Genomic DNA, 24175 nt, shown 5'->3' with positions numbered 1-24175 from the left:
TACGGCAAAAAAAAATTAAAGGTAAGTTGGCTCGGGAACTTTGAGGGGTGATCAATCTTAGACAAAGGGCTAACATGCCGACCTGTTCTGCTTTCCCGTGTTCTTCTTACCTATGCCCAATCAGACCATCAAGACCCCCTGCGTCGGCCTCTGCTCCACTGTTTACGGTGATCTGGTGTGCCGTGGCTGCAAGCGTTTTCACCATGAAGTGATCAACTGGAATGGTTACAACGAGGAGGAGAAGCGCGCGGTGTGGCTGCGTCTGGAACAGTTGTTGTCCCAGGTGATGGCCAGCAAACTGGAGGTTTTCGACCCCCAGCGCCTGCGGCTGCAGCTGGAACAACGCAAGATTCGCTTCGTGCCGCACCAGTCGGAATATTGCTGGGCCTATCAGTTGATCGCCCGGGGCGCGCGGGTGATCAACAACCTTGAGGCCTACGGGATGGTGCTGATGCCCGAATTTCGCGACTGGAACCTGCCGGAATTACGCGATGCGATTGATCGGGAGTTCTTTTTGCTGTCGGAGGCGCATTACCAGCGCTATATCGCGCCGGGATTTCTCAAGGACGCCTTCGGCGGCTAAAGCTTGAACCTGTGGCGATCCCACAAGTTCCCACGCCACAAATGCACCGCAAATCTCAATGATGGGACACGATCTCTCCCAGATGATCCTCGATCTCCTGGGGTTTCAACACCAGCACATCACTCTCGAGCGCATCCAGTACCACTTCCGCTGTATTGCCAATCAGTGCGCCGGACAGCCCCGACCGCGCCACTGTGCCAATCACCGTCACCGCCGCCTGCAGCTTGTGCGCCAAGAACGGAATCAGCACATCAGCTGGCCCTTCCTCGATGTGCAGGTGCTCGTCATCGATGTCGAACTCGGCCTGGAACGCCCGGCATTGTTCGCGATAGCGCGCCTCGATGGTTTCGCTGAGTTGAAAGGTCGGGTCCGCAGACGACAGCATGGGTGACGGATGGGCGCTGATCACGTGCAGGCGGGCCTTGGCCAGGCTGGCGATGTCGTAGCCATGGTCGATGATGGTGGCATGCAGGTGACGGTGTTCCAGGTCGGTATTGCCGACATCGATGGCCGCTAAAATCACCCCGTCTTTCCATGGGTTGGCGGTTTTCACCAGCAGCACCGGGGTAGGGCAGTGCCGCAACAGTTTCCAGTCTGCCGGCGTCAGCAGGGCTTTTTTCAACGGGCTGTCGGGAAAATGCTGCTTGATCACCAGGCCGCAGCCTTCAGCCTGCTGCACATCGATGATGGTTTCATGCAGACTTTCGTTCCACGCCTGCTCGGTGGTGACGCTGTAGCCATCCTCCAATAGCGCCGCCTTGAGCACGCTGAGCATGCCGCCATGATTGTGCTTGCGGTCGCACACCAGCAGATGCAGATGCGCCTGGGTCACACCGGCAATCAGTTTTGCGCGTTTGAGTGCGAGGCTTTCCGAGTGTTCGGGCTCGATGACCACCAGGATGCTACGGATGGCTTGCATGATCGGGATCTCCAGGAGAATGAAAACTACTGCGTTGGACAACTATAGTTGCTGGCCACGCATCCGGGACTTGATGCATATCAACGGTAAGCGACTGGTGGTCTGGCGGCAGGCCGGTATAATCGGCGCCCTTCGTTTTATACCTTCTATCCGTGAGCCCCATGATCCTTCCCGACATTCACGAGTTCCTCGGCTGCCGCACCCCCGACGGCTGGGTTCAAGCCGCACTGGCCGATCAGGAAACCCTGCTGATCGACCATAAGAACTGCGAATTCAAGGCGGCCAGCACGGCGTTGAGCCTGATCGCCAAGTACCATTCCCACGTCGACCTGATCAATTTGATGTCACGCCTGGCCCGGGAAGAACTGGTGCACCACGAACAGGTCATGCGCTTGATGAAAAAGCGCAAGATTGCGCTGCGTCAGTTGTCAGCCGGGCGTTACGCATCGGGCCTACGCAAGGTGGTGCGTAGCCATGAGCCGGTAAAACTGGTCGACACACTGGTGGTGGGGGCTTTTATCGAAGCGCGTAGCTGCGAGCGTTTTGAAGCACTGGTGCCTCATCTGGACGAGGAGCTGGGCAAGTTCTATTTCGGCCTGCTGAAAAGCGAGGCCCGGCATTTCCAGGGATATTTGAAATTGGCTTACCAGTATGGGGATGCCAAGGATATTGCCCAGGTGATCGACAGGGTGCGTGCTGCGGAGCAGGCGTTAATCGAGTCACCGGATGTCGAGTTTCGGTTTCATAGTGGTGTGCCGGCTGCTGCATGATCACCGTCAAAAGATCGCAGCCTTCGGCAGCTACAGGGTTCTGCCGTAGGCAGCGATCTTTCAGCCCGTCTGGGCGGGCACCCGCCATAGATACCACGATGCCACTGTCCGATACGGACTCCACCCCAGGCCGATTTCGATTATCTGCTTGCGGGTCGGCTGCAGCTCAAGCCGCTTCAATCGCCGGTAACCCTCGCGCACCCCGAAATCGTCGGCCGGCAAAATATCAGGTCGTTCCAGGCCGTAGATTAGCAGCATCTCGACCGTCCAGCGGCCAACTCCACGCAAGGTGATCAAGCGATTAATCAGCGCGTCGTCGTCCATCACCCGCGCAGTGACGTAATCGGGCACCACGCCACTCACGGCCGCCTCGGCGATGCCCTGAATGGTCGCTATTTTGCTGGCCGAAAAGCCACAGCTGCGCAGCGCATCGAAACCGATGGCGATGATCTGTTCAGGTCGCGGAAAACTCCCTGTGGGGAACAGCGCCAGTAACCGCTTTATGATTGCGTCGCCGGCCCTGGCATGCAGTTGTTGATAAGCGATCGAGCGCACCAGCGATTCATAGGGATTCCTGGCCGGTTGTGGCTGATGGAGGCAGGGACCAATGGCCGCGATGTGCTGGCGCCAGTCGTCGTCGATGCAGGCAAGAAAGTCGGTGGCAGCAGACCAGGTATCGGGCATGGCGCTCATGCTTCTTCGCGCGTCATGCCCGGCAGGCTCAACTGGCTGAGCTGCAGTGCAGCGTTTTCCAGGCGCAGCAGGAATGCTTTGCGCGGTTGGCCGCCGCCATAACCGGTCAACGAGCCATCGGCACCGATCACCCGGTGGCAAGGCACGACGATCGACACCCGGTTATGTCCGTTAGCCAGGCCAACGGCACGGCTGGCGCCGGGTTTGCCGAGAATTGCGGCAATGGCGCCATAGGTACTGGTCTGTCCGTAGGGGATTTTCACCAGCTCGGCCCACACTTGCCGGGAAAATTCGCTGCCTGGCAAATGCAGCGCGACCGTGAATTCGCTCAGTTTGCCGGCGAAATACTGCGCCAATTCGTCTTCGATCTGACGCAAGTGTGCGTTATTCCCTGGGGCTACCACGTAGCCGTAACGGTTTTGCAGTGATTCGACCTCCCGGGTCAACGCCGGTCGGTCCAGGAATTCAAGCAGCACCAGCCCACGCCGTTCGGCCATGGCGATCATCGGCCCCAATGGGGTAGTCAGGCGGGTGAACAGCAGGGGCTCACTGTCGGCCGCGCGACCGGGGGTGATGCGGAATGACTTTTGAAACGCGTCGCGAAAACCGCTCAGGGATTCATAGCCCGAATCGAACGCCGCGTTGTCGATGGACTCACCCTGCTTGATACCGCCCAGCGCCATGCCAAGACGGCGGGTGCGCAGCCAGGCGTGGAAGGTCATGCCGAAATGCTGCTTGAACCAGCGCCGAAGCTTCAGCGGTTCGATGTCTTCAGCCAGCAGCTGAGCATCGGACCATTGTCGATCCGGGGCGGCGTCCACCGCTATCAGCAATTGTTGCACCCAGTCTGGGGCAATGGCAGCAGCGTCCAATGGCTTGCAGCGCAGGCAGGCGCGATAGCCCGCTGACAGACATTCATCGGCATGGGCGAAGAACTCGACATTCTCAGGTTTTGGTTTGCGCGCCGTGCAACTGGGACGGCAAAAGATGCCGGTGGTCTTGACCGCAGTAAAGAACACGCCTTCGTAGGCAGTGTCACGTTCAAGCATGGCGCGGACCATCTCGTTGTGGGGCGGGAGCGAAGCGTTCTGTAGGTTCATGGCGTGAGCATAGGGGGCGTCGGACGACCGCTCCACCGGTAAATCGACAAAGAATTCGCCATTACGCCCGACGCGCCAGCAACAACACTGAGGCCGCCGCCGACAGCAATCCGGCGCAGCATCGATTAAATATCTGTTTGCCACGGGGGGTGCTGAACCAGCGGCGCATGTGCAGGCCCATATAGGCGTAGGCGCCAATGGCGATCCACTCCAGGGCCAGGAATAGCCCGCCCAGTACCGCGAACTGCGGGGTAATCGCCTGCGCGGGGTCGACGAACTGCGGGAGAAATGCCGTGAAGATCAGGATCGCCTTAGGGTTACCCGCTGCTACCAGGAATTCCTGGCGCGCCAATGCGGGGATGCCCACCGGACCACCGGTGACCTGATTGTCGCTTCCCGCATCGGATCGCCACAATTGCCAGGCGAGATAAAACAGATAAGCCGCGCCTAGAATCTTGATCCCGGAGAACAGCAGTTCTGAGGTTTGCAAAACCACCGCCAGCCCGGCGGAGGCAAGGGCAATCATTGCGGCGAACGCCAGCAATCGTCCCATTCCGGCGACACAGGCGGTGCGGTACCCGTAACGGGTGGAGTTGCTGACCGACAGCAGGTTGTTCGGGCCCGGTGCCATGTTCAGGGCGAAACAGGCGGGAAGGAAGAGGGCGAGAGTGGCGAGGTCCATAAGCGGTTCCAGAATCAGCTGGACTATTTTTACCATGCTCGCGTGAGGTGCAACCCATACAGTGATCCACGTTCGTCGTGGTACAGCTGAGGGGTGTTTTGTTCAATACTCGTGAGTGGCAGTTTTTTACTCTGGGAGCCAATTCAACCGAGTGAAGAGGTTTGCGATGAGTCTGATTGTCTCCATGGCCGCGTTTGCGTTGGTGGCTTCGATCACCCCGGGGCCTGTGAATATTGTGGCCTTGAGTTCCGGCGCGCAGTTTGGCTGGCTCGCCAGCCAGCGGCACGTGCTGGGCGCCACGTTGGGCTTCGTGTTGTTGCTGGTGTTGATGGGGCTGGGGTTACATGAGGTGTTGCAGCGCTGGCCGGCGCTGACGCACGTGGTGCAGTTGGCGGGCGTGGCTTTTCTGTTGTTCATGGCTTGGAAGCTGGCTGCCAACGATGGCCGGGTCGATGCTGCGGGTTCAGCCCGCGCGCCCTCTATGCTATATGGCGCAGTAATGCAGTGGCTCAACCCGAAAGCCTGGTTGGCCTGCGTGGCGGGCATGGGTGCGTTTGTCGCTGATGGTGAATCGCGCCTGGTCTGGCAGTTTGCTGGGGTCTATCTGGTGATCTGTTATCTGTCTGTTGGGTGTTGGGCCTATGCCGGGACGTTTTTGCGCGGGTATCTGAATAATCCGCAGGGGATGCGCCTGTTCAATCGGGGGATGGCGGCGTTGTTGGTGGTGAGTGCCGGTTACCTGCTATTGCCTTGATATTGGCCGGGTGTCGCGGCCAGGTGTTGTTTGAACGCGCGCTGAAAATGTGCCTGGTCGGCAAACCCCGCTTCAAGCGCGACATCGGCAATCAGCTTGCCGCTGCGCAGGCGGTCCTGGGCGAACTGGATGCGGCGATTGATCAGGAAGGCGTGCGGCGTCATGCCGTAATGCTGCTTGAAAGCGCGGATCAGATAGGACGGCGATAACTGGGCGGCCGCGCATATGTCTTCAAGCTTGAGCAATTGAGTGCAGTTGTCGCGAAGGAAATCGGCTGCACGCTCCAGCTTGAAGTTGGGCTCGTGCAGCGGTTGCTCGGCCGGGTTCAATCGCAACTGCAGTTCGCTGAAAAATTCCACCAGCGTGCTGTGTTTCTGCAGGTTGTCCTGCTGCGTGTCGATCAATACCTCATACAACCCAACCAGCCCCTCAAACAGGTTGGCATCGCGCACATGCGTAAGGGAAAAGCGGCGCAACGCCGAGTCTGGACTGAAACCCAACTGGTGCTGAAGTTCGGTAAGCCAGGCGGTATCAACATAAAACATCAAGTACGACCAGGGCTGGTCGTCGATGGGATTGCAGGCGTGCACATCGCCAGGGTTCATCAGCACGACGGTGCCGACGCTGATCTCTAATTGCGCCTGTTCGTGGATATAGGTACTACGCCCGGCCGTGATCGCACCAATTGAAAAATGCTCGTGGGAATGGCGCGAGTAACATACCTCGCGGCCGTCGGCGATGGAGCGCGCTTCGATGAAGGGCAGAGCGTTATCGCGCCAGAATCGAGGACGTTTATCTTCGTTGCTGGCAACCGGGCGCTTCATGTTCGAGTCCATGGCAGGTGAGCCTGCGAGTGTAATAGCTCTTGCGGCCGAAGGCTCGCTCTAACGCAGTCCCGAGTTTGACTTTGGTAGTCATCATGACAACTGAAAGAGTCATAACGACCTCGATGGGTGATTGTCATTATGACTAGATTATCCTCGGCTCATTGATTTTCAAGGCCCTGGAAGCTGGCACGAGACTTGATACATCACCCGTACCCCGAACAACTTCAGGAGTACCGGAAAATGTTCAAGTTCTTCAGCAATCCCCGAAATGTCCTGCACCTGTCCAGCCGTATCCTCTTTGCCGGGCTGTCACTGCTGGTAGCCGGTATCTACGGTGCCTATTTATACGGCGGATATCTGTCTATTCCCGCGCTGGTGTCGTTGCACGCCATGACCATCATCGGGCCAACCCTGTTGAAAATCGGCTATGTCATGCGTCTGCTATCCCAGTATCACCTGAGGCAGCGCCTGAATGGCGGGGGCGCCTGATGCGCGCCTTGGGCTTGGCACCGTTGTTCAGTCTGGGGTTTCGGCCGTTTTTTCTCGCCGGCGCCGGTTTTGCGGCTATTGCCGTGGCGGTCTGGGGCTTGTGGTTGTACGGCCGGCTGCCCGATGCGCAACCCATTGGCGGGATGTTGGCGTGGCATCGGCATGAAATGCCGTTCGGTTTCGCTGCTGCAATCATCGGCGGATTTCTCCTCACGGCAGTGCCTAACTGGACCGGCCTTCCAGGGCTTCATGGCAGGTCCCTGATGGGCCTGATGCTGGTCTGGCTGCTGGCACGACTGGCGTGGATGATGCCGTTGCCGGCGGTACTGCTGATCGCGGCACAGCTTCCGTTCTTGCCGTTGCTGGCGTGGTTCATTGGGCGGGACCTGTTGAAGGCCAGTAAGCGCGACAACTATCCAGTCCTGCTGGTGATCGCGCTTCTGACGGGTTGCCAATTCATGACCCTGGCCGGCGTGGCAACTGACGACAGCGATCTGCAGCGGCGCGGTGCGCTGGCAGCACTGTGGTTGGTGGGGGCGCTGATGAGCGTGATCGGTGGCCGGGTGATTCCGTTCTTCATTCAGCGTGGCTTGAATCGCCTGCCTGCGCCAGTGACCAGCCCCTGGGCCACTCACACTTTGCTCATCGGCGGGCTGCTTGCAGCCCTGTCGTTCGCAACTGCGCTGAACGACGTCCCCAGCCCCTGGCTGTCAGGCCTGTTTCTGCTGATGGGTAGTTTGCATCTGCTGCGGCTGTGGCGTTGGTATGACAGGGGTATCTGGGGCGTGCCATTGCTGTGGTCGTTGTACCTGGCATATGCCTGGCTAGTAGTTGCGGCCCTGGCGATGACGCTGTGGCATACCGGCCTGATCTCGCAACAGAGCCTTGCCACTCACTCACTGGCTGTCGGCGGGATCGGCGGGTTGAGCCTGGCGATGATTGCGCGGGTCAGTCTGGGGCACACGGGGCGAGCGCTAACCCCATCCAAAACGATCGTTCTGGGATTCATCCTACTGATGATGGCGGGCGTTTACCGAGTGCTGTTGGTACCTTTTTCCGCCAGCGGCCTGGGTTTGTCGGCGCTGTTCTGGTGTGCGGCCTTTACGCTATTCCTGATGAACTACACCAGCATTCTGTTGCGGACCAGGGTTTAGCGGTTGCCGGCAATTGCACGTCCCTGTGGCACTTGAATGGCATGACCGGTGGTCGCTGAACCGGTCTCGCCTGCTATTTTGCGCTTAGCTGTAGGGATAAACCGAGGCGAGCGCAGGCATTGATCTGGCCCAGTGACGCTCCTTCAGAACACCGTGAGTCTGAGGAAGTCCGCAATGCTGACCCTGAACATCAATGGCAAGGACCAGGCCCTGGATGTCCCTGCGGACATGCCGCTACTTTGGGTACTGCGGGATGTCGCGCACCTGACCGGCACCAAATTTGGCTGTGGCATGGCGCAATGCGGCGCCTGCACCGTGCACGTCGACGGAGCGCCACTGCGATCCTGTATTACGCCGGCCACAGCCGTGGCCCATGGCCAGAAGATTCTCACGATCGAAGGTCTGTCCATCGATGGATCTCATCCCGTGCAGCGAGCCTGGGCCGAACTCGACGTTGTCCAGTGCGGCTACTGCCAGTCCGGGCAGATAATGTCCGCCGCAGCCTTGCTGGCAAAAATCCCCAAGCCTACTGACAGCGATATCGACCAGGCGCTTTCCGGCAATATTTGCCGTTGCGGCACCTATCCGCGAATCCGCGCGGCAGTCAAGCGCGCTGCCGAGATCGGCTGATTCCCAGGGGAGGGCATATCATGAACAGCGACCATCCACTGTCGCGTCGGGGCTTTCTCAAGGGTAGTGCCGTGTTGGGCGGCGGGCTGGTTGTGGCCTTTGTTATCCCCGGTGCCCACCGCTTCGCCATGGGTGCGCAGAATCAGAACAACGTGTTCGCGCCGAATGCGTTCTTGCGAATCGGTAATGACAACTGCGTCACCGTACTGCTCGGTCACTCCGAAATGGGCCAGGGCATCTGGACCGGCTTGACCATGCTGATCGCCGAGGAGCTGGACGCCGACTGGTCAAAAATCCTCGTCGAACATTCCCCGGCATCGGCCGCTGATTATGGTTTAGCCGGCTTCGGCGGGATGCAGATCACCGGCGGCTCGACTTCCACCTGGATGGAATTCGATCGCTATCGGCAGGCGGGTGCAGCAGCGCGCTTGATGCTGATTGACGCGGCTGCCAAGCGGTTCAATGTCGCGCCTTCGACGATTCGTACCGAATCGGGCGTGGTTATCACCGGTGACAGCCAGGTCACCTACGGGGAGCTGGCCGATGAGGCCGGCAAGTTACCGGTGCCGGAGCCAGCCTCAATCACGCTCAAGGAACCCAAGGACTGGAAGCTGATTGGCAAACCCACCAAGCGCCTGGACACGCCGGAGAAAATCACCGGCCGCGCCAGATTCGGTATGGACGTGCAGTTCGAGGGTTTGCTGACAGCCATGGTTGCCCGCCCGCCGGTGTTTGGTGGCAGCGTCAAATCCTTCGAGGGTGCTGAGGCGCTGGCGATTGCGGGTGTGCACAAAGTGGTGCAGGTGCCCAGCGGAGTTGCGGTGATCGCCGATCACTATTGGGCGGCAAAGCTGGGGCGCGATGCCCTCAAGATTGATTGGGACCTGGGCCCCAACACCGGCCTCGACAGCCAGCAACTGCTCGAGCGTTTCCGCAAGCTGGCGGGCACCCCCGGCCGGCCTGCCAGTAAGGCCGGGAATACCAAGGCCGCCCTGGCCAAAGCCGCGAAAACCATCGATGTCGAGTACAGCGTGCCCTACCTGGCCCACGCACCAATGGAACCACTCAATTGCACGGTCAAAATCACCCAGACCAAGTGCGAGATTTGGACAGGCACGCAGTTCCAGACCCTGGACCAGATGATCGCTGGCAAAATTACCGGGTTGAAACCCGAGCAGGTCGAGATTCATACCGAGTTTCTCGGTGGTGGCTTTGGCCGACGGGCCAATCCAACTTCAGACTTTGTCGCTGAAGCGGTGCAGGTGGCCAAGGCGGCAGGCGCTCCGGTGAAGACCGTGTGGTCCCGCGAAGATGACATCCGTGGCGGCTATTACCGCTCGGCGTTCCTGCATCAGGCGCGCATCGGCCTGGATGCGGGTGGCCTGCCCATCGCCTGGGAGCATGTGCTGGTCGGGCAATCGATCATGGCCGACACCATGCTCGAGGCGACTATGGTCAAGGATGGCATCGACAAGACCTCTGTCGAAGGCGTGGCGGACAGTCCCTATTTGGAGCACCTGGCCAACCATCAGGTCGAACTGCACTCGCCCAAGACAGGAATCAATGTGCTGTGGCTGCGTTCGGTGGGGCATACCCATACCGGGTTCGTCGTGGAGTCACTGATCGACGAACTGGCCGACGCAGCGGGCCAGGATCCGGTGGAGTATCGACGAACCCTGCTCAAGCAGCATCCGCGGCATCTCGGCGTGCTGAACCTGGCGGTGGAAAAAGCCAACTGGAAGGCGCCGCTGCCGGATGGCCATGCCTTGGGTGTGGCAGTGCACGAATCATTCGGCAGCTACGTCGCCCAAGTGGCCGAGGTGTCCCAGGATAACCTGGCGATTCGCGTGCATCGGGTGGTGTGCGCAGTGGACTGCGGAATTGCGGTCAACCCGCAGAGCATCGCTGCGCAGATGGAATCGTGCATTACGTTTGGCCTGGGGTTCGCATTGCACAGCAAACTGACTATCAAGAACGGCAAGGTGGAGCAATCCAACTACCACGACTACCAAGTGCTGCGGCTCAATGAGATGCCAGTGGTTGAAGTGCATATCGTGCCCAGTACCGAGAAGCCCGGAGGCATTGGCGAAGCAGGTGTGCCGCCAACGGCTCCGGCAGTGGCGAACGCAATATTCGCCTTGACCGGACAACGCTTGCGGGAACTGCCGCTGCAACTGTCGGGGGTTTGAGATGAAACGACATCTGGTGCTGGGCGCAGTGATCCTTATTGGCCTGGTGGCCTACGCCGAGGATCTGTTTGCCGATGACAAGGAAGCGCTCAAGGCTTTCGAGACCGTACAGAAAGTCTTCCAGAACCCGCGCTGCCAGAACTGCCACATCCCAGGGGATTCGCCGCTGCAATTCGACGCTGGCACTCCCCATGCAATGAACGTCGTGCGCGGCCTGGACGGCAAGGGGGCCGCTGGCCTGCCTTGCGCCACGTGTCACGCCGAGTCCAATCCACCCGCCAGCTACGGCCCCCATGCACCACCCGGCGCGCCTCATTGGAGCCTGCCGCCAGCCGCCCATAAGATGGCCTGGATCGGCCTGCCAGCGGACAAACTGTGCGCAATGATCAAGGATCGTTCCGCCAACGGTGATCGTGATTTCGCCGCGCTGATCAAGCATGTCAGCGACGACAAGCTGGTGCTGTGGGGCTGGAATCCAGGAGCCGGCCGGTCACCCGTGCAGGTACCGCACGATATTTTCGTCACCCAGTTCAAACTGTGGGCTGATGCGGGAGGGCCATGCCCGGTTCAGGGCATCTGACCAACGGTCACTAAATAGTTAGTCGAACCGGGCGAGGGCGGCTCTAATGTACATACTCTTCAACGGAGTGACTGATGGTTGCTTCAGGCAAACCGGGTAAAACCGGGTCCATCGTAGAGGTTAGGCGTGGGCGCAAGGTCCTTGATATTGCCGTACAGGACCGCGAACGGATGCGCGAGCTGGCACGCGAGTTCGAGCAACCACTCACGGCGGTGCAAATGGCTAGCATGGACGAGTTGACGCTGCTAACGAACCTGCATGGTTTCATGGTTCTGGCCCAACTGTGGCTGGACGCCTGTGAGCAGTTGGAAAAGCCTGTGAGCCTGCTGTATTTCGACTTGGAGTACTTCAGGCAGATAAACGAAACCTACGGCCGAGTTGAAGGCGACAAGGCGTTGAAAACCTTCGCCGACGTGCTGCGCGTCGCCTTTCGTGAAAGTGATGTGGTCGGTCGGGTTGGCGGCGATGAATTCGCCGTGTTACTGACCGGCTCTACCGCTGTGGAAGAGGCCGGCATCCGTGCTCGTCTGCAGGAAATGCTCAATGAACGTATCGCCACGGCCCATCGCGGTTACGATATTTGCTTCAGCATCGAACAGATGGAGTTTGACCCTGTCGTGCACAAGACGGTGGAGGGGCTTATGACTGCGGTGGATTTTGCGCGGCATCAGGGGGCGGTGCGCTTCTAAAGGTTGGCACGATGCGCGGCGGCGCAACTGAATTCGAGGCATAAAAAACCCGCCATAATCAGCGGGTTTTCATTGGCTAACCGAAAGTTACTCTTCCAGGCTACCCATCGCAGTAGTGTTGAAACCACCATCTACATACATGATTTCACCGCTGATGCCGGACGCCAGGTCCGAGCACAGGAAGGCGCCGGCGTTGCCAACTTCATCGATGGTGACGTTGCGACGCAGTGGGGTTTGCGCTTCGTTGGCGGCCAGCATCTTGCGGAAGTTCTTGATGCCGGAAGCGGCGAGAGTGCGGATCGGGCCTGCCGATACGCAGTTAACGCGGGTACCGTCGGGGCCCAGGGAACCGGCCAGGTAACGCACGCCGGCTTCCAGGGAAGCCTTGGCCATGCCCATCACGTTGTAGTTCGGCATGGTGCGCTCGGCGCCCAGGTACGACAGAGTCAGCAGGCTGCCATTGCGGCCTTTCATCATTTCGCGACCGGCCTTGGCCAGAGCCACGAAGCTGTAGGCGCTGATGTCATGGGCGATGCGGAAACCTTCACGGGTGGTGGCTTCGGTGAAGTCGCCGTCCAGTTGGTCGCCCGGTGCGAAACCCACGGAGTGCACGATGCAGTCCAGACCATCCCACTTCTTGCCCAGCTCAACGAAGACCTTGGCAATTTCTTCATCGCTGGCCACGTCGCACGGGAAGCACAGATCCGGGTTGGAACCCCAGCTTTGTGCGAACTCTTCGACACGACCTTTGAGTTTGTCGTTCTGATAAGTGAAGGCAAGCTCAGCGCCCTCGCGATGCATGGCGGCAGCGATGCCGGATGCGATGGACAGCTTGCTGGCGACACCGACGATCAGTACGCGCTTACCGGCGAGAAAACCCATGTGTTGCTCCTCTTTCAGGTTATTGCGCAGTGGCTGGAGCCAGGAAAGCGGCTTCCAGCAACTGCTGTGTATACGGATGTTGGGGAGCGGCAAAGATACTTTGCGCGTCTCCCTGTTCGACCACTTGGCCATGCTTGACCACCATCAACTGGTGGCTCAGCGCTTTGACGACAGCCAGGTCATGGCTGATAAACAGATACGTCAGGTTGTACTTGGTTTGCAGTGAGCGCAAAAGGTCCACCACCTGGCGTTGCACGGTGCGGTCGAGGGCCGAAGTCGGCTCGTCCAGCAGGATCAACGCCGGTTTGAGCACCAATGCCCGGGCAATGGCGATTCGCTGCCGCTGCCCACCGGAAAATTCGTGGGGGTAGCGGTGCCGGGTGTCCGGATCCAGGCCTACCTCCTTCAATGCCGCAATAATCGCTTGTTCCTGTTCCGCCTCGCTACCCATCTTGTGGATCCGCAGGCCTTCGCCGACGATCTGGCTCACGCACATCCGTGGGCTGAGGCTGCCAAATGGGTCCTGGAATACTACCTGCATCTCCCGCCGCAGCGGTCTAACCTGTTGCTGCGTCAGGCAGTCTAGCTGGTTGCCTTCAAAACGGATCGCACCTTTGCTACCAATCAGCCGCAAAATCGCCAGGCCCAGAGTCGATTTGCCGGAGCCGCTTTCTCCAACAATTCCCAGCGTCTGACCCTGGGGCAGGCTGAAATTGATCCCATCGACCGCCTTGATATGGTCGACGGTCTTTTTCATCAAACCTTTCTTGATCGGGAACCAGACTTTCAGGTCCTCGACCTGCAGCAGCGGCGGCCCGACTACATTGGTGGCAGGCGTCCCGCTGGGCTCCGCCGCCAGCAGTTCCCGAGTGTACGGATGCTGCGGCGCGCGGAACAACTCTTCGCACGATGCCTGTTCGACGATGCAACCGCGCTGCATGACACATACTCGGTGTGCAATTCTTCGCACCAGGTTCAAATCGTGACTGATCAGTAACAGCGCCATGCCCAGGCGGGCCTGCAATTCCTTGAGCAATTCGAGGATTTTCAGCTGCACCGTCACGTCCAGAGCGGTGGTCGGTTCGTCGGCGATCAGCAGCTCCGGCTCGTTGGCCAGGGCCATGGCGATCATCACCCGCTGGCGCTGACCGCCGGACAATTCGTGGGGCAGGGCCTTGAGGCGCTTGTGCGGTTCCGGGATGCCGACCATCTCCAACAGTTCCAGGGTGCGTTGGGTGGCGATCTTGCCAACCAGCCCTTTATGGATGCCAAGCACCTCGTTGATCTGCTTTTCGATGGAGTGCAGCGGATTAAGCGAGGTCATCGGCTCCTGGAAAATCATCGCAATCCGGTTGCCGCGGATATGCCGGATGGTCTTCTCTTTCAGGCTCAGCAGGTCCTGGCCCGAGAATTCGATGGTCCCGGACGGATGCCGGGCGAGCGGGTAGGGCAGTAGCCGCAGGATCGAGTGGGCGGTGACCGATTTGCCCGAACCGCTTTCGCCCACCAGCGCCAGGGTCTCGCCGCGCTTGATGTCGAAGCTGACGCCTTCGACTACCCGCTGCACGCGTTCGCCGACGACAAACTCCACGGCCAGGTCGCGCACTTCGATCAGATTGTCCTGATTCATTTCACTTCCTCGGGTCGAAGGCATCGCGAGCGGACTCGCCGATGAACACCAGCAAACTCAACATTATCGCCAGCACCGCAAATGCGCTCATGCCAAGCCAGGGCGCCTGCAGGTTGGACTTGCCTTGGGCTACCAGTTCGCCCAGCGATGGCGCGCCAGGCGGAAGCCCGAAGCCCAGGAAGTCGAGGGCCGTGAGGGTGCCGATGGCGCCGGTCAGGATGAAGGGCATGAAGGTCATGGTCGAGACCATGGCGTTGGGCAGGATATGGCGGAACATGATCGCACCATTCTGCATGCCCAGCGCCCGAGCTGCGCGCACATATTCGAGGTTGCGTCCGCGCAGGAACTCGGCGCGCACCACGTCCACCAGGCTCATCCAGGAGAACAGCAGCATGATCCCCAGCAGCCACCAGAAGTTCGGCTGGACAAAGCTGGCGAGGATGATTAGCAGGTACAGCACCGGCAGTCCGGACCAGATTTCCAGGAAACGCTGCCCGGCCAGATCCACCCAACCACCATAGAAACCCTGCAAAGCCCCGGCAATCACGCCGATGATCGAGCTGAGAATGGTCAGGGTCAGGGCAAACAGTACGGAGATACGAAATCCGTAGATCACCCGGGCCAGCACGTCGCGGCCCTGGTCATCAGTGCCTAGCAGGTTGTCAGCTGAAGGCGGTGCCGGTGCCGGAACTTTCAGGTCATAGTTGATGCTTTGATAGCTGTAGGGTATCGGCGCCCACAGCACCCAAGCATCCTTGGCCTTGAGCAGTTCGCGGATATACGGGCTCTTGTAGTTGGCTTCCAGTGGGAATTCACCGCCGAAGGTGGTTTCCGGGTAGCGCTTGAGCGCCGGGAAATACCAGCCGTCGTCATAATGCACCACCAGCGGTTTGTCGTTGGCGATCAATTCGGCGCCCAGGCTCAAACCGAATAGCACGAGGAACAGCCACAGCGACCACCAGCCACGCTTGTTGGCCTTGAACAGTTCGAATCGCCGGCGATTGAGCGGGGATAGGTTCATCTCAATGCTCCCGGCTTTCGAAGTCGATACGCGGATCGACAAAGGTGTAGGTGAGGTCGCCGATCAGTTTCACCACCAACCCCAACAGGGTGAAGATGAATAACGTGCCGAACACCACCGGATAATCGCGGTTGATGGCTGCCTCGAAGCTCATCAGACCCAGTCCGTCGAGCGAAAAGATCACCTCCACCAGCAGCGAGCCAGTGAAAAAAATCCCGATGAACGCCGACGGGAAGCCGGCGATCACCAGCAGCATGGCGTTACGGAATACATGCCCGTAGAGCACGCGGTGGTTGGTCAGCCCCTTGGCCTTGGCCGTCACCACATACTGTTTGTTGATTTCGTCGAGAAAGCTGTTCTTGGTCAGTAGGGTCATGGTCGCGAAGTTGCCGATCACCAGTGCCGTCACCGGCAGGGCCAAATGCCAGAAGTAATCGAGGATCTTGCCGCCGGTGGTCAGTTCATCGAAGTTGTTGGACGTCAGGCCTCTCAGTGGGAACCAGTCAAAGTAACTGCCGCCGGCGAATACCACGATCAGCAGGATCGCGAACAGGAAGGCCGGGATTGCGTAACCGACGATGATCAACGAGCTGGTCCAGACGTCGAAATGGCTGCCGTGTCGCGTGGCCTTGGCGATCCCCAGCGGGATCGACACCAGGTACATGATCAGGGTGCTCCACAACCCGAGGGAGATGGAAACCGGCATTTTTTCCTTGATGAGGTCGATGACCTTGGCGTCGCGAAAGAAACTGTCGCCGAAATCGAGCTTCGCGTAGTTCTTGATCATGATCCACAAGCGTTCCGGCGCCGACTTGTCGAAGCCGTACATGTGCTCGATTTCCTTGACCAGCGCCGGGTCCAGGCCCTGGGCGCCGCGATAGGCGGAGCCGGCCACCGAAACCTCGGCGCCGCCGCCAGCAATGCGGCTGGTGGCGCCTTCGAAGCCTTCGAGCTTGGCGATCATCTGCTCTACCGGCCCACCGGGCGCGGCCTGGATAATCACGAAGTTGATCAGCAAAATGCCCAGCAAGGTCGGGATGATCAGCAGCAGTCGCCGAAAAATGTACGCCAGCATCTGATTACTCCGTGCCCGTAGCGTCGGTTTGCAGTTTGGTTTCGACCTCTATTGCCGGTTTTGCATCCGGCTTGATCCACCAGGTGTTGATGCCGACATCGTAGGTAGGTGAGATTTTCGGATGACCGATATGGTTCCAGTAAGCCACGCGCCAGGTCTTGATGTGCCAGTTGGGGATGACGTAATACCCCCATTGCAGCACGCGGTCCAGCGCTCGGGCGTGGGCCACCAGGCTTTTGCGCGAATCGGCGTTGATCAATTGCTCGACCAACTGGTCGACCACCGGATCCTTGAGGCCCATGGAATTACGGCTGCCGGGCTTGTCCGCGGCGTCAGACATCCAGAACTCCCGTTGTTCATTGCCCGGCGAGTTGGACTGCGGGAAGCCGCCGACGATCATGTCGAAGTCTCGTGAGCGCACTCGGTTGATGTACTGCGAGACGTCGACCCTTCGGATCACCAGGTCGATCCCGAGATCGCTGAGGTTGCGCTTGAACGGCAGCAGCACCCGCTCGAATTCAGTCTGGGCCAGCAGGAATTCAATGGTCACAGGTTTGCCGTTGGCGTCGACCATCTTATCGTCGACGATGCGCCAGCCGGCCTCCAGCAGCATTTGATAGGCCTGGCGTTGCTGGGTGCGAATCATGCCGCTGGCGTCGGTAAGCGGGTTCTGGAAAGCCTCGCTGAACACCTGCTCGGGAATCTTGCCGCGGAAAGGATCAAGGATCGCCAACTGGTCGGCATCCGGCAGCCCCGTGGCAGCCATTTCCGAGTTTTCAAAATAACTGCGGGTGCGCACGTAGGCGCCATTGAATAATTGCTTGTTAGTCCACTCAAAGTCCAGCAGCAGGCTCAGTGCGTGGCGCACGCGAACATCCTGAAACACCGGGCGTCGCAGGTTGAACACAAAGCCTTGCATGCCGGTCGGGTTGCCGTTGGGGATCTGTTCTTTGATCAGCCGGCCCTCGGTGACCGCCGGAACTTTGTAGGCATTGGCCCAGTTTTTTGCAGTCATCTCCAGCCAGTAATCGAACTGGCCCGCTTTGAGGGCTTCCAGGGCGACGGTGTTGTCGCGGTAGTAGTCGGTGGTCATCACGTCGAAGTTATAAAACCCGCGGTTGACCGGCAGGTCCTTGCCCCAGTAATCCTTTACCCGCTCGTACCGCACCGAGCGCCCGGCCTTTACTTCGCTGACCCGGTAGGGGCCGCTGCCGAGGGGGATTTCCAGGTTGCCCTTGTTGAAGTCTCGGTCTGCCCACCAGTGTTTTGGCAGTACCGGCAGTTGGCCAAGGATCAGCGGCAGTTCGCGGTTGTTGCTGTGCTTGAACTTGAACAGCACGGTCAGCGGGTCTTCGGCGACGACTTCGGCGACGTCGCTGTAATAGCCGCGATAGAGTGGCGCGCCTTGCTTGGTCAACATGTCGTAACTGAAGATGACGTCCTCGGCATGGATCGGGTGACCGTCGTGGAACCGCGCTTGCGGGCGTAGGTAGAAACGTACCCAGCTGTTGTCGGGGGCTTTCTCGATCTTGCCGGCGACCAGGCCGTACTCGGTGAACGCTTCGTCCAGGCCTTGTTTGGCCAGGGTGTCGTAGATCATGCCGACGTCGTCGGCGGGCACGCCCTTGCTGATAAACGGGTTAAGGCTGTCGAAGCCGCCAAACCCTGCCTGGCGGAAGGTTCCGCCTTTGGGTGCGTCCGGGTTCACGTAATCGAAATGCTTGAAATCAGCCGGGTATTTTGGCGGTTCGTTGTACAGGGTCAGCGCGTGTTGCGGAGCGGCGCAGGCCAGCCCGGCGAACATCAGGCCGCTGACCTGCAACAGCAGGGCACGTACAGGTGTCATCGATCCTTCTCCGAAGATTTCAGCCACCACGCACTCAAGCCCAGGGTATAGGGTGGCGTGGTGAAAAAGGCAAACCGGTTGCGGTAGGCCAGGCGGTGATAATTGAGGTACCAGTTGGGAATAATGTAGTGCTGCCACAGCAGCACACGATCCAGGGCCTTGCCGGCGGCCACCTGCTCATCACGGGTCTTGGCGGCCAGCAACTCGTCTAGCAGATGGTCAACTACAGGGCTGGCGATACCTGCGTAATTCTTGCTGCCCTTGACCGCCACCTGGCTGGAGTGGAAGTACTGCCATTGCTCCAGTCCGGGGCTGAGCGTCTGGTTGAGGGTCATCAGGATCATGTCGAAGTCGAATTGATCGAGGCGTTGCTTGTATTGGGCACGATCGACCGTACGCAGCCGCGCATCGACGCCGATGCTCGCGAGGTTCTCGACGTAGGGCTGAAGAATGCGTTCCAGGTTGGGGTTGACCAGCAGGATTTCCAGGCGCAACGGCTGGCCTGCGGCATTTTGCAGGCGCTGGCCATTGAGTTTCCAGCCTGCTTCGGCGAGCAGTCCCAAGGCATTGCGCAGAGTCTGCCGGGGAATGCCGCGACCATCGGTCTGCGGCAGGCTGAAGGGTTCGGTGAAGAGCTTGGCCGGCAGCTGTTCGCGATAGGGCTTGAGCATCAGCCATTCGTGCCCGACTGGAACCCCGGTGGCAGAGAACTCGCTGTTGGGGTAATAGCTCATGGTGCGTTTGTAAGCGCCACTGAACAGCGTGCGGTTGGTCCACTCGAAGTCAAACATCAGCCCCAGCGCTTCCCTGACCTTGGGGTCGGCAAAGGTGGCGCGACGGGTGTTCATGAACAGACCCTGGCTCTGGGTCGGAATCTGGTGCGGGATCTGCGCTTTGATCACCTCGCCGCGCCCGACAGCCGGGAACCGATAGCCGTTGTCCCAGTTTTTCGCCTGGTGCTCGATGTAGATGTCGAATTCCCCGGCCTTGAAGGCTTCGAAGGCGACGTCGCTGTCGCGGTAGAACTCGACTTCCATCCGATCGACATTGTACTTGCCGCGATTGACCGGCAGATCCTTGCCCCAGTAATCCTTGACCCGCTCGAAAACTATCTGCCGTCCGGGCGTAACTGAGGTAATGCGGTAGGGCCCGCTGCCCAGGGGCGGTTCGAACGTGGTGGCCTTGAAGTCGCGACCTTTCCAGTAATGCTGGGGCAATACCGGTAACTCGCCCAGGCGCATGATCAACAGAGGGTTGCCGGCGCGCTTGAAGACAAATCGGATGCGATGGGGGTTGAGAATGTCGACCCGCAGCACTTCCTGAAGGTTGGTGCGGTATTGCGGATGCCCTTCCTTGAGCAACAGGCGATAGGAAAATGCGACGTCGTAGGCGGTGATCGGCGTGCCGTCATGGAATTTCGCCTCTGGACGCAGGTTGAACACGACCCAGCTGCGGTCTTCGCTGTACTCCACCGTTTGCGCGATCAGCCCGTAGCTGGACGTGGGCTCATCGCCAGACGGCGCGTATTGGCCTGTGCCCACCATCAGGGGCTCGTTGAGTTCATTGATGCCGTATTGCAGGAAATTAGGGGTGGAAACCGGGCTCGAACCCTTGAAAGTGTATGGGTTCAGCGTATCGAAGGTGCCGAATGCCATCACCCGCAATGTACCGCCCTTGGGCGCTTGCGGGTTGACCCAGTCGAAGTGGGTAAATCTGGCCGGGTACTTGAGCGTGCCGAACTGCGCATAACCATGGCTTTCGCTGATCGTTGCGCTTGCGGGGGAGCTCAAGGCCAGGCTGATCAGGAGCAGTAGGAGGGGACGCTTCAAGTCAGAGATCCGATCCAGGCGGCTTGGGCTTTAAGGGCCGTACAGTAACAGCTTGTCCGGGCAGGAAAAAGATAGGAGTTAATGCGCAATTTGTTGTTGATAGGGCGCCACAGTTGACCTCAGAGTAGCAGGCAAAAAAAGCCCCTGAATTCAGGGGCTGTTTTTAGTGCGGCGAGTAGACCGTCAGCATCTGACCAGGCTTGAGCGCCTGACCGACGCGTGGGTTCCAGCGTTTGAGGTGCTGCATCTCGACGTTGAAGCGCTTGGCGACCATGTACAGCGAGTCCCCTTGCTTGACCTTGTACTTGGTCTGCTGCTTCTTGGTGTTGGCGGCGACTACCGTGCTGACGCGTCCGGCGCTGCGCTTGGTGGTGTCCCGCATGACCAGCGTCTGGCCGACCTTGAGGTTCTGGCCGGTCAGTTTGTTCCAGTGCTGCAGGTCCTTGACCTGGACGTTATGGGCCCGGGCAATGGTGCCCAGGTTATCGCCGCGCTTGACCCGGTAGGAACGCTTTGCGCCAGCAATGGCGGGTGTGTTGGCACCCTCGAACACCGGCTTGAGCGGCCGCTTGCTGATCAGCTCTTCAGGGCGCATGGTCGACAGACTGGTGGTCAGCAATTGCGCCTTCGAAGTGGGTACCAGCAAATGCTGGGGGCCGTCGAGGGTGGTGCGCTGCTTGAACGCCGGGTTGAGCTGGAACAGCTCGTCTTCATCGATGTTGGCCACTGCAGCGACCTTGGACAGGTCCATGCGCTGGTTGATCTCGACGACCTGGAAGTACGGTTCGTTGGCGATCGGGTTGAGGTTCACCCCGTAGGCTTCAGGTGTCAGTACCACCTGCGACAGCGCGAGTAGCTTGGGCACGTACGCCTGGGTTTCGGCCGGCAGTGGCAGGTTCCAGTAATCGGTTGGCAGGCCCAGCTTCTCGTTGCGCTCGATCGCTCGGCTGACTGTGCCTTCGCCTGCATTATAGGCCGCCAGGGCCAGCAGCCAGTCGCCATTGAACATGTCGTGCAGGCGGGTCAGGTAGTCCATCGCTGCGGTGGTCGAAGCGGTGATATCGCGGCGCCCATCGTAGAACTGGGTCTGGCGCAGGTTGAAGTAACGCCCGGTGGAGGGAATGAACTGCCAAAGCCCCACCGCGTTAGCCCGGGAATAGGCCATCGGGTTATAGGCGCTCTCGATCACTGGCAACAGCGCCAGTTCCAGCGGCATGTTGCGTTCTTCCAGGCGTTCGACGATGTAATGAATGTAGAGGCTGCCGCGTTCGCCGGCATTTTCAAGGAACGACGGATTGCTCGCGAACCACAGGCGCTGTTGCTCGATGCGCGGGTTCACTCCCAGGCTGTCCTGCAGCTGGAAGCCCTGGCGCATGCGCTCCCAGACGTCCTGCGGTATTTGCGGAACAGGTTTTTCGCTGAGCCAGACAGGCTTCTGCTTGGCTCGAGCGGCGATGTTGGGGGTGTGTGTCGCTTCGGTTTGCGGCATATGGCTTGAACAGCCCGCCAGGGTGGCGGACACAGCCACCGCGATGGCTTGAGCCAGGCGGGTCAATGCGTCTGAATTGATGGACTTACGAATAGATGACGACATTGGCTGGAAGTAAGTTCCGGGCAAAAATGTCGGGCGATTCTAGAAAGCACACCCCCCGAGGTCAACCATTCAGAATTTCTGTGCCGCCGAGCAGCCTCCCTAGAACTTGTCTTTCCAGGCACGCAGGGCAGCAAAGACCGCACTCGGACTGCTGTTGTCGGTGCCGCTCCGTTCGTCCACTTTTTGTTTAATAGATGTTTCGCCGGCACGCAAGAAGGGGTTGGTGAGCTTTTCCAGGGCCAATGTCGAGGGCAGCGTCATGATCCCGGCTTCGCGCATTTGCCTGACTTTGGCCAGGCGTTCGACAGTGTCAGAATTGCCGGGCTCGACTGCCACGGCGAACCGCAGATTGCTCAGGGTATATTCATGGGTGCAATACACCAGCGTATCCTCGGGAAGGGCTGCAAGCCGGGTCAGGGAGGTATACATTTGCTGCGGCGTGCCCTCGAACAGACGCCCGCATCCGGCAGCAAACAGGGTGTCGCCGCAGAACAGAAGGCCATGATGGTAGAAGGCAATGTGCCCCAGAGTATGGCCCGGAACGGCAAATACATCGAACTCCCAGCCCAGCACGCTGATCCGGTCGTTGTCCTTGAGCGCCACGTCACGCGCCGGAATGTGTTCGCTGGCGGGGCCGTAGACAGTCGCGTCTGTCGCTCTCTTGAGTATTTCCACGCCGCCGACGTGATCATGGTGGTGATGGGTGATCAGGATATCGCTCAACACCCAGCCCGGACGGGCCGCAAGCCAGGCCTCTACGGGCGCGGCGTCACCGGGGTCGACCACGGCGCACCGCTGGGTACTGTGGTCTTGTAACAACCAGATGTAGTTGTCGGTAAAGGCAGGCAGGGCACTGATCTGTATCATCGTCGGATTCGCCAAGCGGAAAACATTGGCGCATCTTAGAACTTCCTGGCGCGTTGGAGAATGCAATGACCGATAAAGCGTTCGCTCAGGCTGATCCTGACTGGCTGGATTTGATCAGCGCAGCCCGTGAATGGCTGTCAGGCCCGATTGGGCAATTTCTCCTTGATGAAGAGCGGCGCATGCTCGAAGACGAGCTGGCGCGCTTCTTTGGTGGGTACCTGGTGCACTACGGCCCGTCGGCTGAAACGCCTCCATCGGCTCCGCAAGTGCAGCGCAATGTACGCCTGGGCGCGCCGCTGCCAGGGGTGGAGATCGTCTGCGAGGAGCAGGCCTGGCCATTGAGTGAACATGCCGCCGACGTGGTGGTGCTGCAGCATGGGCTGGATTTCTGCCTGTCGCCTCACGGTTTATTGCGTGAGGCCGCCAGCAGCGTGCGGCCGGGGGGGCATCTGCTGATCATCGGCATCAACCCCTGGAGCACTTGGGGTTTGCGGCATGTGTTCGCCCATGACGGCTTGCGCAAGGCCCGCTGCATATCGCCTTCGCGGGTTGGAGACTGGTTGAACCTGCTGGGTTTTGCGCTGGAGAAACGTCGCTTCGGGTGCTATCGTCCGCCGCTTGCTTCCCCGGCATGGCAGACCCGTCTTGCCGGTTGGGAACGCAAGGCCGGTGACTGGCAATTATCCGGTGGCGGCTTCTATTTACTGGTGGCACGCAAGATCGTGGTCGGTTTGCGCCCCCTGCGCCAGGAGCGCCGCGAGCCCATGGGCAAGTTGATTCCGTTGCCGATGGCCAAGGTCAACCGTCGCCGCATCGAACCGTAACACACTCCTTTATTCCCGGTCGGGTCAACCCCGGCCTCGGGCATCGTCGATCACGGATCGGCGAGCCACGGCATTTTTCTGGAAAGGTTGGCATGAGCGATAGCGTAGAACTCTTCACCGACGGCGCCTGTAAGGGCAATCCGGGCCCAGGCGGCTGGGGTGCATTGCTGGTGTGCAAGGGCGTTGAAAAGGAACTCTGGGGTGGCGAAGCCAACACCACCAACAATCGCATGGAGTTGATGGGGGCGATCCGTGGCCTTGAAGAACTGAAGCGCGCCTGCGACGTGCTGCTGGTGACCGACTCGCAGTATGTGATGAAAGGCATCAACGAATGGATGGACAACTGGAAAAAGCGGGGCTGGAAGACGGCGGCTAAAGAACCGGTAAAAAACGCCGACCTGTGGAAGCTGCTGGATGAGCAGGTCAATCGCCACAATGTCACCTGGAAATGGGTACGTGGGCACATCGGCCATCATGGCAACGAGCGGGCGGACCAGTTGGCCAACCGTGGTGTCGATGAAGTGCGCGGCTACAAACAAGCTTAAAAG

Annotated in this window: 24 protein-coding genes; 11 read left to right on the top strand and 13 right to left on the bottom strand. The window is 59.5% G+C overall.

Annotated elements, in window-relative coordinates:
• Positions 1-112 precede the first annotated feature (112 nt).
• On the top strand, positions 113-583 hold the full coding sequence (locus L9059_RS03800; RefSeq protein WP_008028699.1) for a DUF1289 domain-containing protein: 471 nt from the start codon (positions 113-115) through the stop codon (positions 581-583).
• Positions 584-638: 55 nt separating this feature from the next.
• Here the strand turns inward: L9059_RS03800 and L9059_RS03795 are convergent, their stop codons facing one another.
• The gene (locus L9059_RS03795; RefSeq protein WP_247287834.1) at positions 639-1502 is read right to left on the bottom strand and encodes a universal stress protein; all 864 of its coding nucleotides are present in this window, start codon (positions 1500-1502) and stop codon (positions 639-641) included.
• Between the two features lie 161 nt (positions 1503-1663).
• On the opposite strand from L9059_RS03795, the gene L9059_RS03790 reads away from it, so the two are divergent.
• Positions 1664-2272, top strand: coding sequence for a MiaE family protein (locus tag L9059_RS03790; protein WP_247287823.1), 609 nt, complete (start codon positions 1664-1666; stop codon positions 2270-2272).
• A 60-nt stretch (positions 2273-2332) separates the two neighbouring features.
• Here the strand turns inward: L9059_RS03790 and L9059_RS03785 are convergent, their stop codons facing one another.
• The 3 genes from L9059_RS03785 to L9059_RS03775 form a co-directional block, all read right to left on the bottom strand.
• Positions 2333-2956 carry a DNA-3-methyladenine glycosylase family protein gene (locus tag L9059_RS03785; RefSeq protein WP_247288288.1) on the bottom strand — a complete coding sequence of 208 codons (624 nt, stop codon included), beginning with the start codon at positions 2954-2956 and terminating at the stop codon, positions 2333-2335.
• Positions 2957-2961: 5 nt separating this feature from the next.
• Positions 2962-4065 carry a bifunctional transcriptional activator/DNA repair enzyme AdaA gene (locus L9059_RS03780; protein WP_247287821.1) on the bottom strand — a complete coding sequence of 368 codons (1104 nt, stop codon included), beginning with the start codon at positions 4063-4065 and terminating at the stop codon, positions 2962-2964.
• Positions 4066-4126: 61 nt separating this feature from the next.
• Complete coding sequence (locus L9059_RS03775) at positions 4127-4747, bottom strand: LysE family translocator (protein ID WP_247287819.1); 621 nt, start codon at positions 4745-4747, stop codon at positions 4127-4129.
• Positions 4748-4913: 166 nt separating this feature from the next.
• Between L9059_RS03775 and L9059_RS03770 the strand changes: the two genes are divergently transcribed.
• The gene (locus tag L9059_RS03770; RefSeq protein ID WP_247287817.1) at positions 4914-5501 is read left to right on the top strand and encodes a LysE family translocator; all 588 of its coding nucleotides are present in this window, start codon (positions 4914-4916) and stop codon (positions 5499-5501) included.
• Here the strand turns inward: L9059_RS03770 and L9059_RS03765 are convergent.
• On the bottom strand, positions 5483-6325 hold the full coding sequence (locus L9059_RS03765; protein ID WP_247287809.1) for an AraC family transcriptional regulator: 843 nt from the start codon (positions 6323-6325) through the stop codon (positions 5483-5485). The genes L9059_RS03770 and L9059_RS03765 overlap by 19 nt on opposite strands.
• Positions 6326-6568: 243 nt before the next feature.
• On the opposite strand from L9059_RS03765, the gene L9059_RS03760 reads away from it, so the two are divergent.
• From L9059_RS03760 to L9059_RS03735, 6 genes are all read left to right on the top strand, one after another.
• On the top strand, positions 6569-6817 hold the full coding sequence (locus L9059_RS03760; protein WP_247287807.1) for a transmembrane sensor/regulator PpyR: 249 nt from the start codon (positions 6569-6571) through the stop codon (positions 6815-6817).
• Entirely contained in the window at positions 6817-7971 is a 1155-nt protein-coding gene (locus tag L9059_RS03755; protein ID WP_247287805.1) for an NnrS family protein, read from the top strand. The genes L9059_RS03760 and L9059_RS03755 overlap by 1 nt, the downstream gene beginning before the upstream one ends.
• A 174-nt stretch (positions 7972-8145) precedes the next feature.
• Positions 8146-8601 (top strand): (2Fe-2S)-binding protein, encoded by a 456-nt coding sequence (locus L9059_RS03750; RefSeq protein ID WP_247287803.1) that lies wholly within the window; start codon positions 8146-8148, stop codon positions 8599-8601.
• Between the two features lie 20 nt (positions 8602-8621).
• The gene (locus L9059_RS03745; protein WP_247287801.1) at positions 8622-10790 is read left to right on the top strand and encodes a xanthine dehydrogenase family protein molybdopterin-binding subunit; all 2169 of its coding nucleotides are present in this window, start codon (positions 8622-8624) and stop codon (positions 10788-10790) included.
• 1 nt (position 10791) lies between these two features.
• Positions 10792-11370, top strand: coding sequence for a hypothetical protein (locus L9059_RS03740; RefSeq protein WP_247287792.1), 579 nt, complete (start codon positions 10792-10794; stop codon positions 11368-11370).
• Between the two features lie 74 nt (positions 11371-11444).
• Positions 11445-12059, top strand: coding sequence for a GGDEF domain-containing protein (locus L9059_RS03735; RefSeq protein ID WP_247287790.1), 615 nt, complete (start codon positions 11445-11447; stop codon positions 12057-12059).
• 87 nt (positions 12060-12146) lie between these two features.
• Here the strand turns inward: L9059_RS03735 and fabI are convergent, their stop codons facing one another.
• The 8 genes from fabI to gloB all read right to left on the bottom strand — a co-directional run bounded on the left by fabI (position 12147) and on the right by gloB (position 22803).
• Positions 12147-12941, bottom strand: a complete 795-nt coding sequence (gene fabI / locus L9059_RS03730; RefSeq protein WP_008152082.1) for an enoyl-ACP reductase FabI — start codon at positions 12939-12941, stop codon at positions 12147-12149.
• Positions 12942-12960: 19 nt separating this feature from the next.
• Positions 12961-14571 carry an ABC transporter ATP-binding protein gene (locus tag L9059_RS03725; RefSeq protein WP_247287788.1) on the bottom strand — a complete coding sequence of 537 codons (1611 nt, stop codon included), beginning with the start codon at positions 14569-14571 and terminating at the stop codon, positions 12961-12963.
• 1 nt (position 14572) lies between these two features.
• Positions 14573-15592, bottom strand: coding sequence for an ABC transporter permease (locus L9059_RS03720; protein ID WP_247287786.1), 1020 nt, complete (start codon positions 15590-15592; stop codon positions 14573-14575).
• 1 nt (position 15593) lies between these two features.
• Positions 15594-16667: a microcin C ABC transporter permease YejB gene (locus L9059_RS03715; RefSeq protein ID WP_247287784.1), complete on the bottom strand. Its 1074-nt coding sequence runs from the start codon at positions 16665-16667 to the stop codon at positions 15594-15596.
• Positions 16668-16671: 4 nt separating this feature from the next.
• Complete coding sequence (locus L9059_RS03710; protein WP_247287774.1) at positions 16672-18513, bottom strand: extracellular solute-binding protein; 1842 nt, start codon at positions 18511-18513, stop codon at positions 16672-16674.
• A complete protein-coding gene (locus tag L9059_RS03705; RefSeq protein ID WP_247287773.1) occupies positions 18510-20342 on the bottom strand; it encodes an extracellular solute-binding protein in 1833 nt (610 codons plus the stop codon). Before L9059_RS03705 ends, L9059_RS03710 begins: the two co-directional genes overlap by 4 nt.
• A 163-nt stretch (positions 20343-20505) precedes the next feature.
• A complete protein-coding gene (locus L9059_RS03700) occupies positions 20506-21936 on the bottom strand; it encodes a transglycosylase SLT domain-containing protein (protein ID WP_247287770.1) in 1431 nt (476 codons plus the stop codon).
• A 99-nt stretch (positions 21937-22035) separates the two neighbouring features.
• Positions 22036-22803, bottom strand: coding sequence for a hydroxyacylglutathione hydrolase (gene gloB / locus L9059_RS03695; protein ID WP_247287768.1), 768 nt, complete (start codon positions 22801-22803; stop codon positions 22036-22038).
• Positions 22804-22868: 65 nt separating this feature from the next.
• Between gloB and L9059_RS03690 the strand changes: the two genes are divergently transcribed.
• Both L9059_RS03690 and rnhA read left to right on the top strand, forming a co-directional pair.
• A complete protein-coding gene (locus tag L9059_RS03690) occupies positions 22869-23627 on the top strand; it encodes a class I SAM-dependent methyltransferase (protein WP_247287766.1) in 759 nt (252 codons plus the stop codon).
• A 92-nt stretch (positions 23628-23719) separates the two neighbouring features.
• Positions 23720-24172, top strand: a complete 453-nt coding sequence (gene rnhA, locus L9059_RS03685) for a ribonuclease HI (RefSeq protein ID WP_247287758.1) — start codon at positions 23720-23722, stop codon at positions 24170-24172.
• Positions 24173-24175: the final 3 nt, after the last annotated feature.

Origin of the sequence: Pseudomonas violetae (assembly GCF_023072615.1) — a bacterium.
GTDB lineage: Bacteria > Pseudomonadota > Gammaproteobacteria > Pseudomonadales > Pseudomonadaceae > Aquipseudomonas > Aquipseudomonas violetae.
The sequence above is the reverse complement of the archived record's forward strand: the minus strand, read 5'-3'. Positions and strand labels throughout refer to the sequence as shown.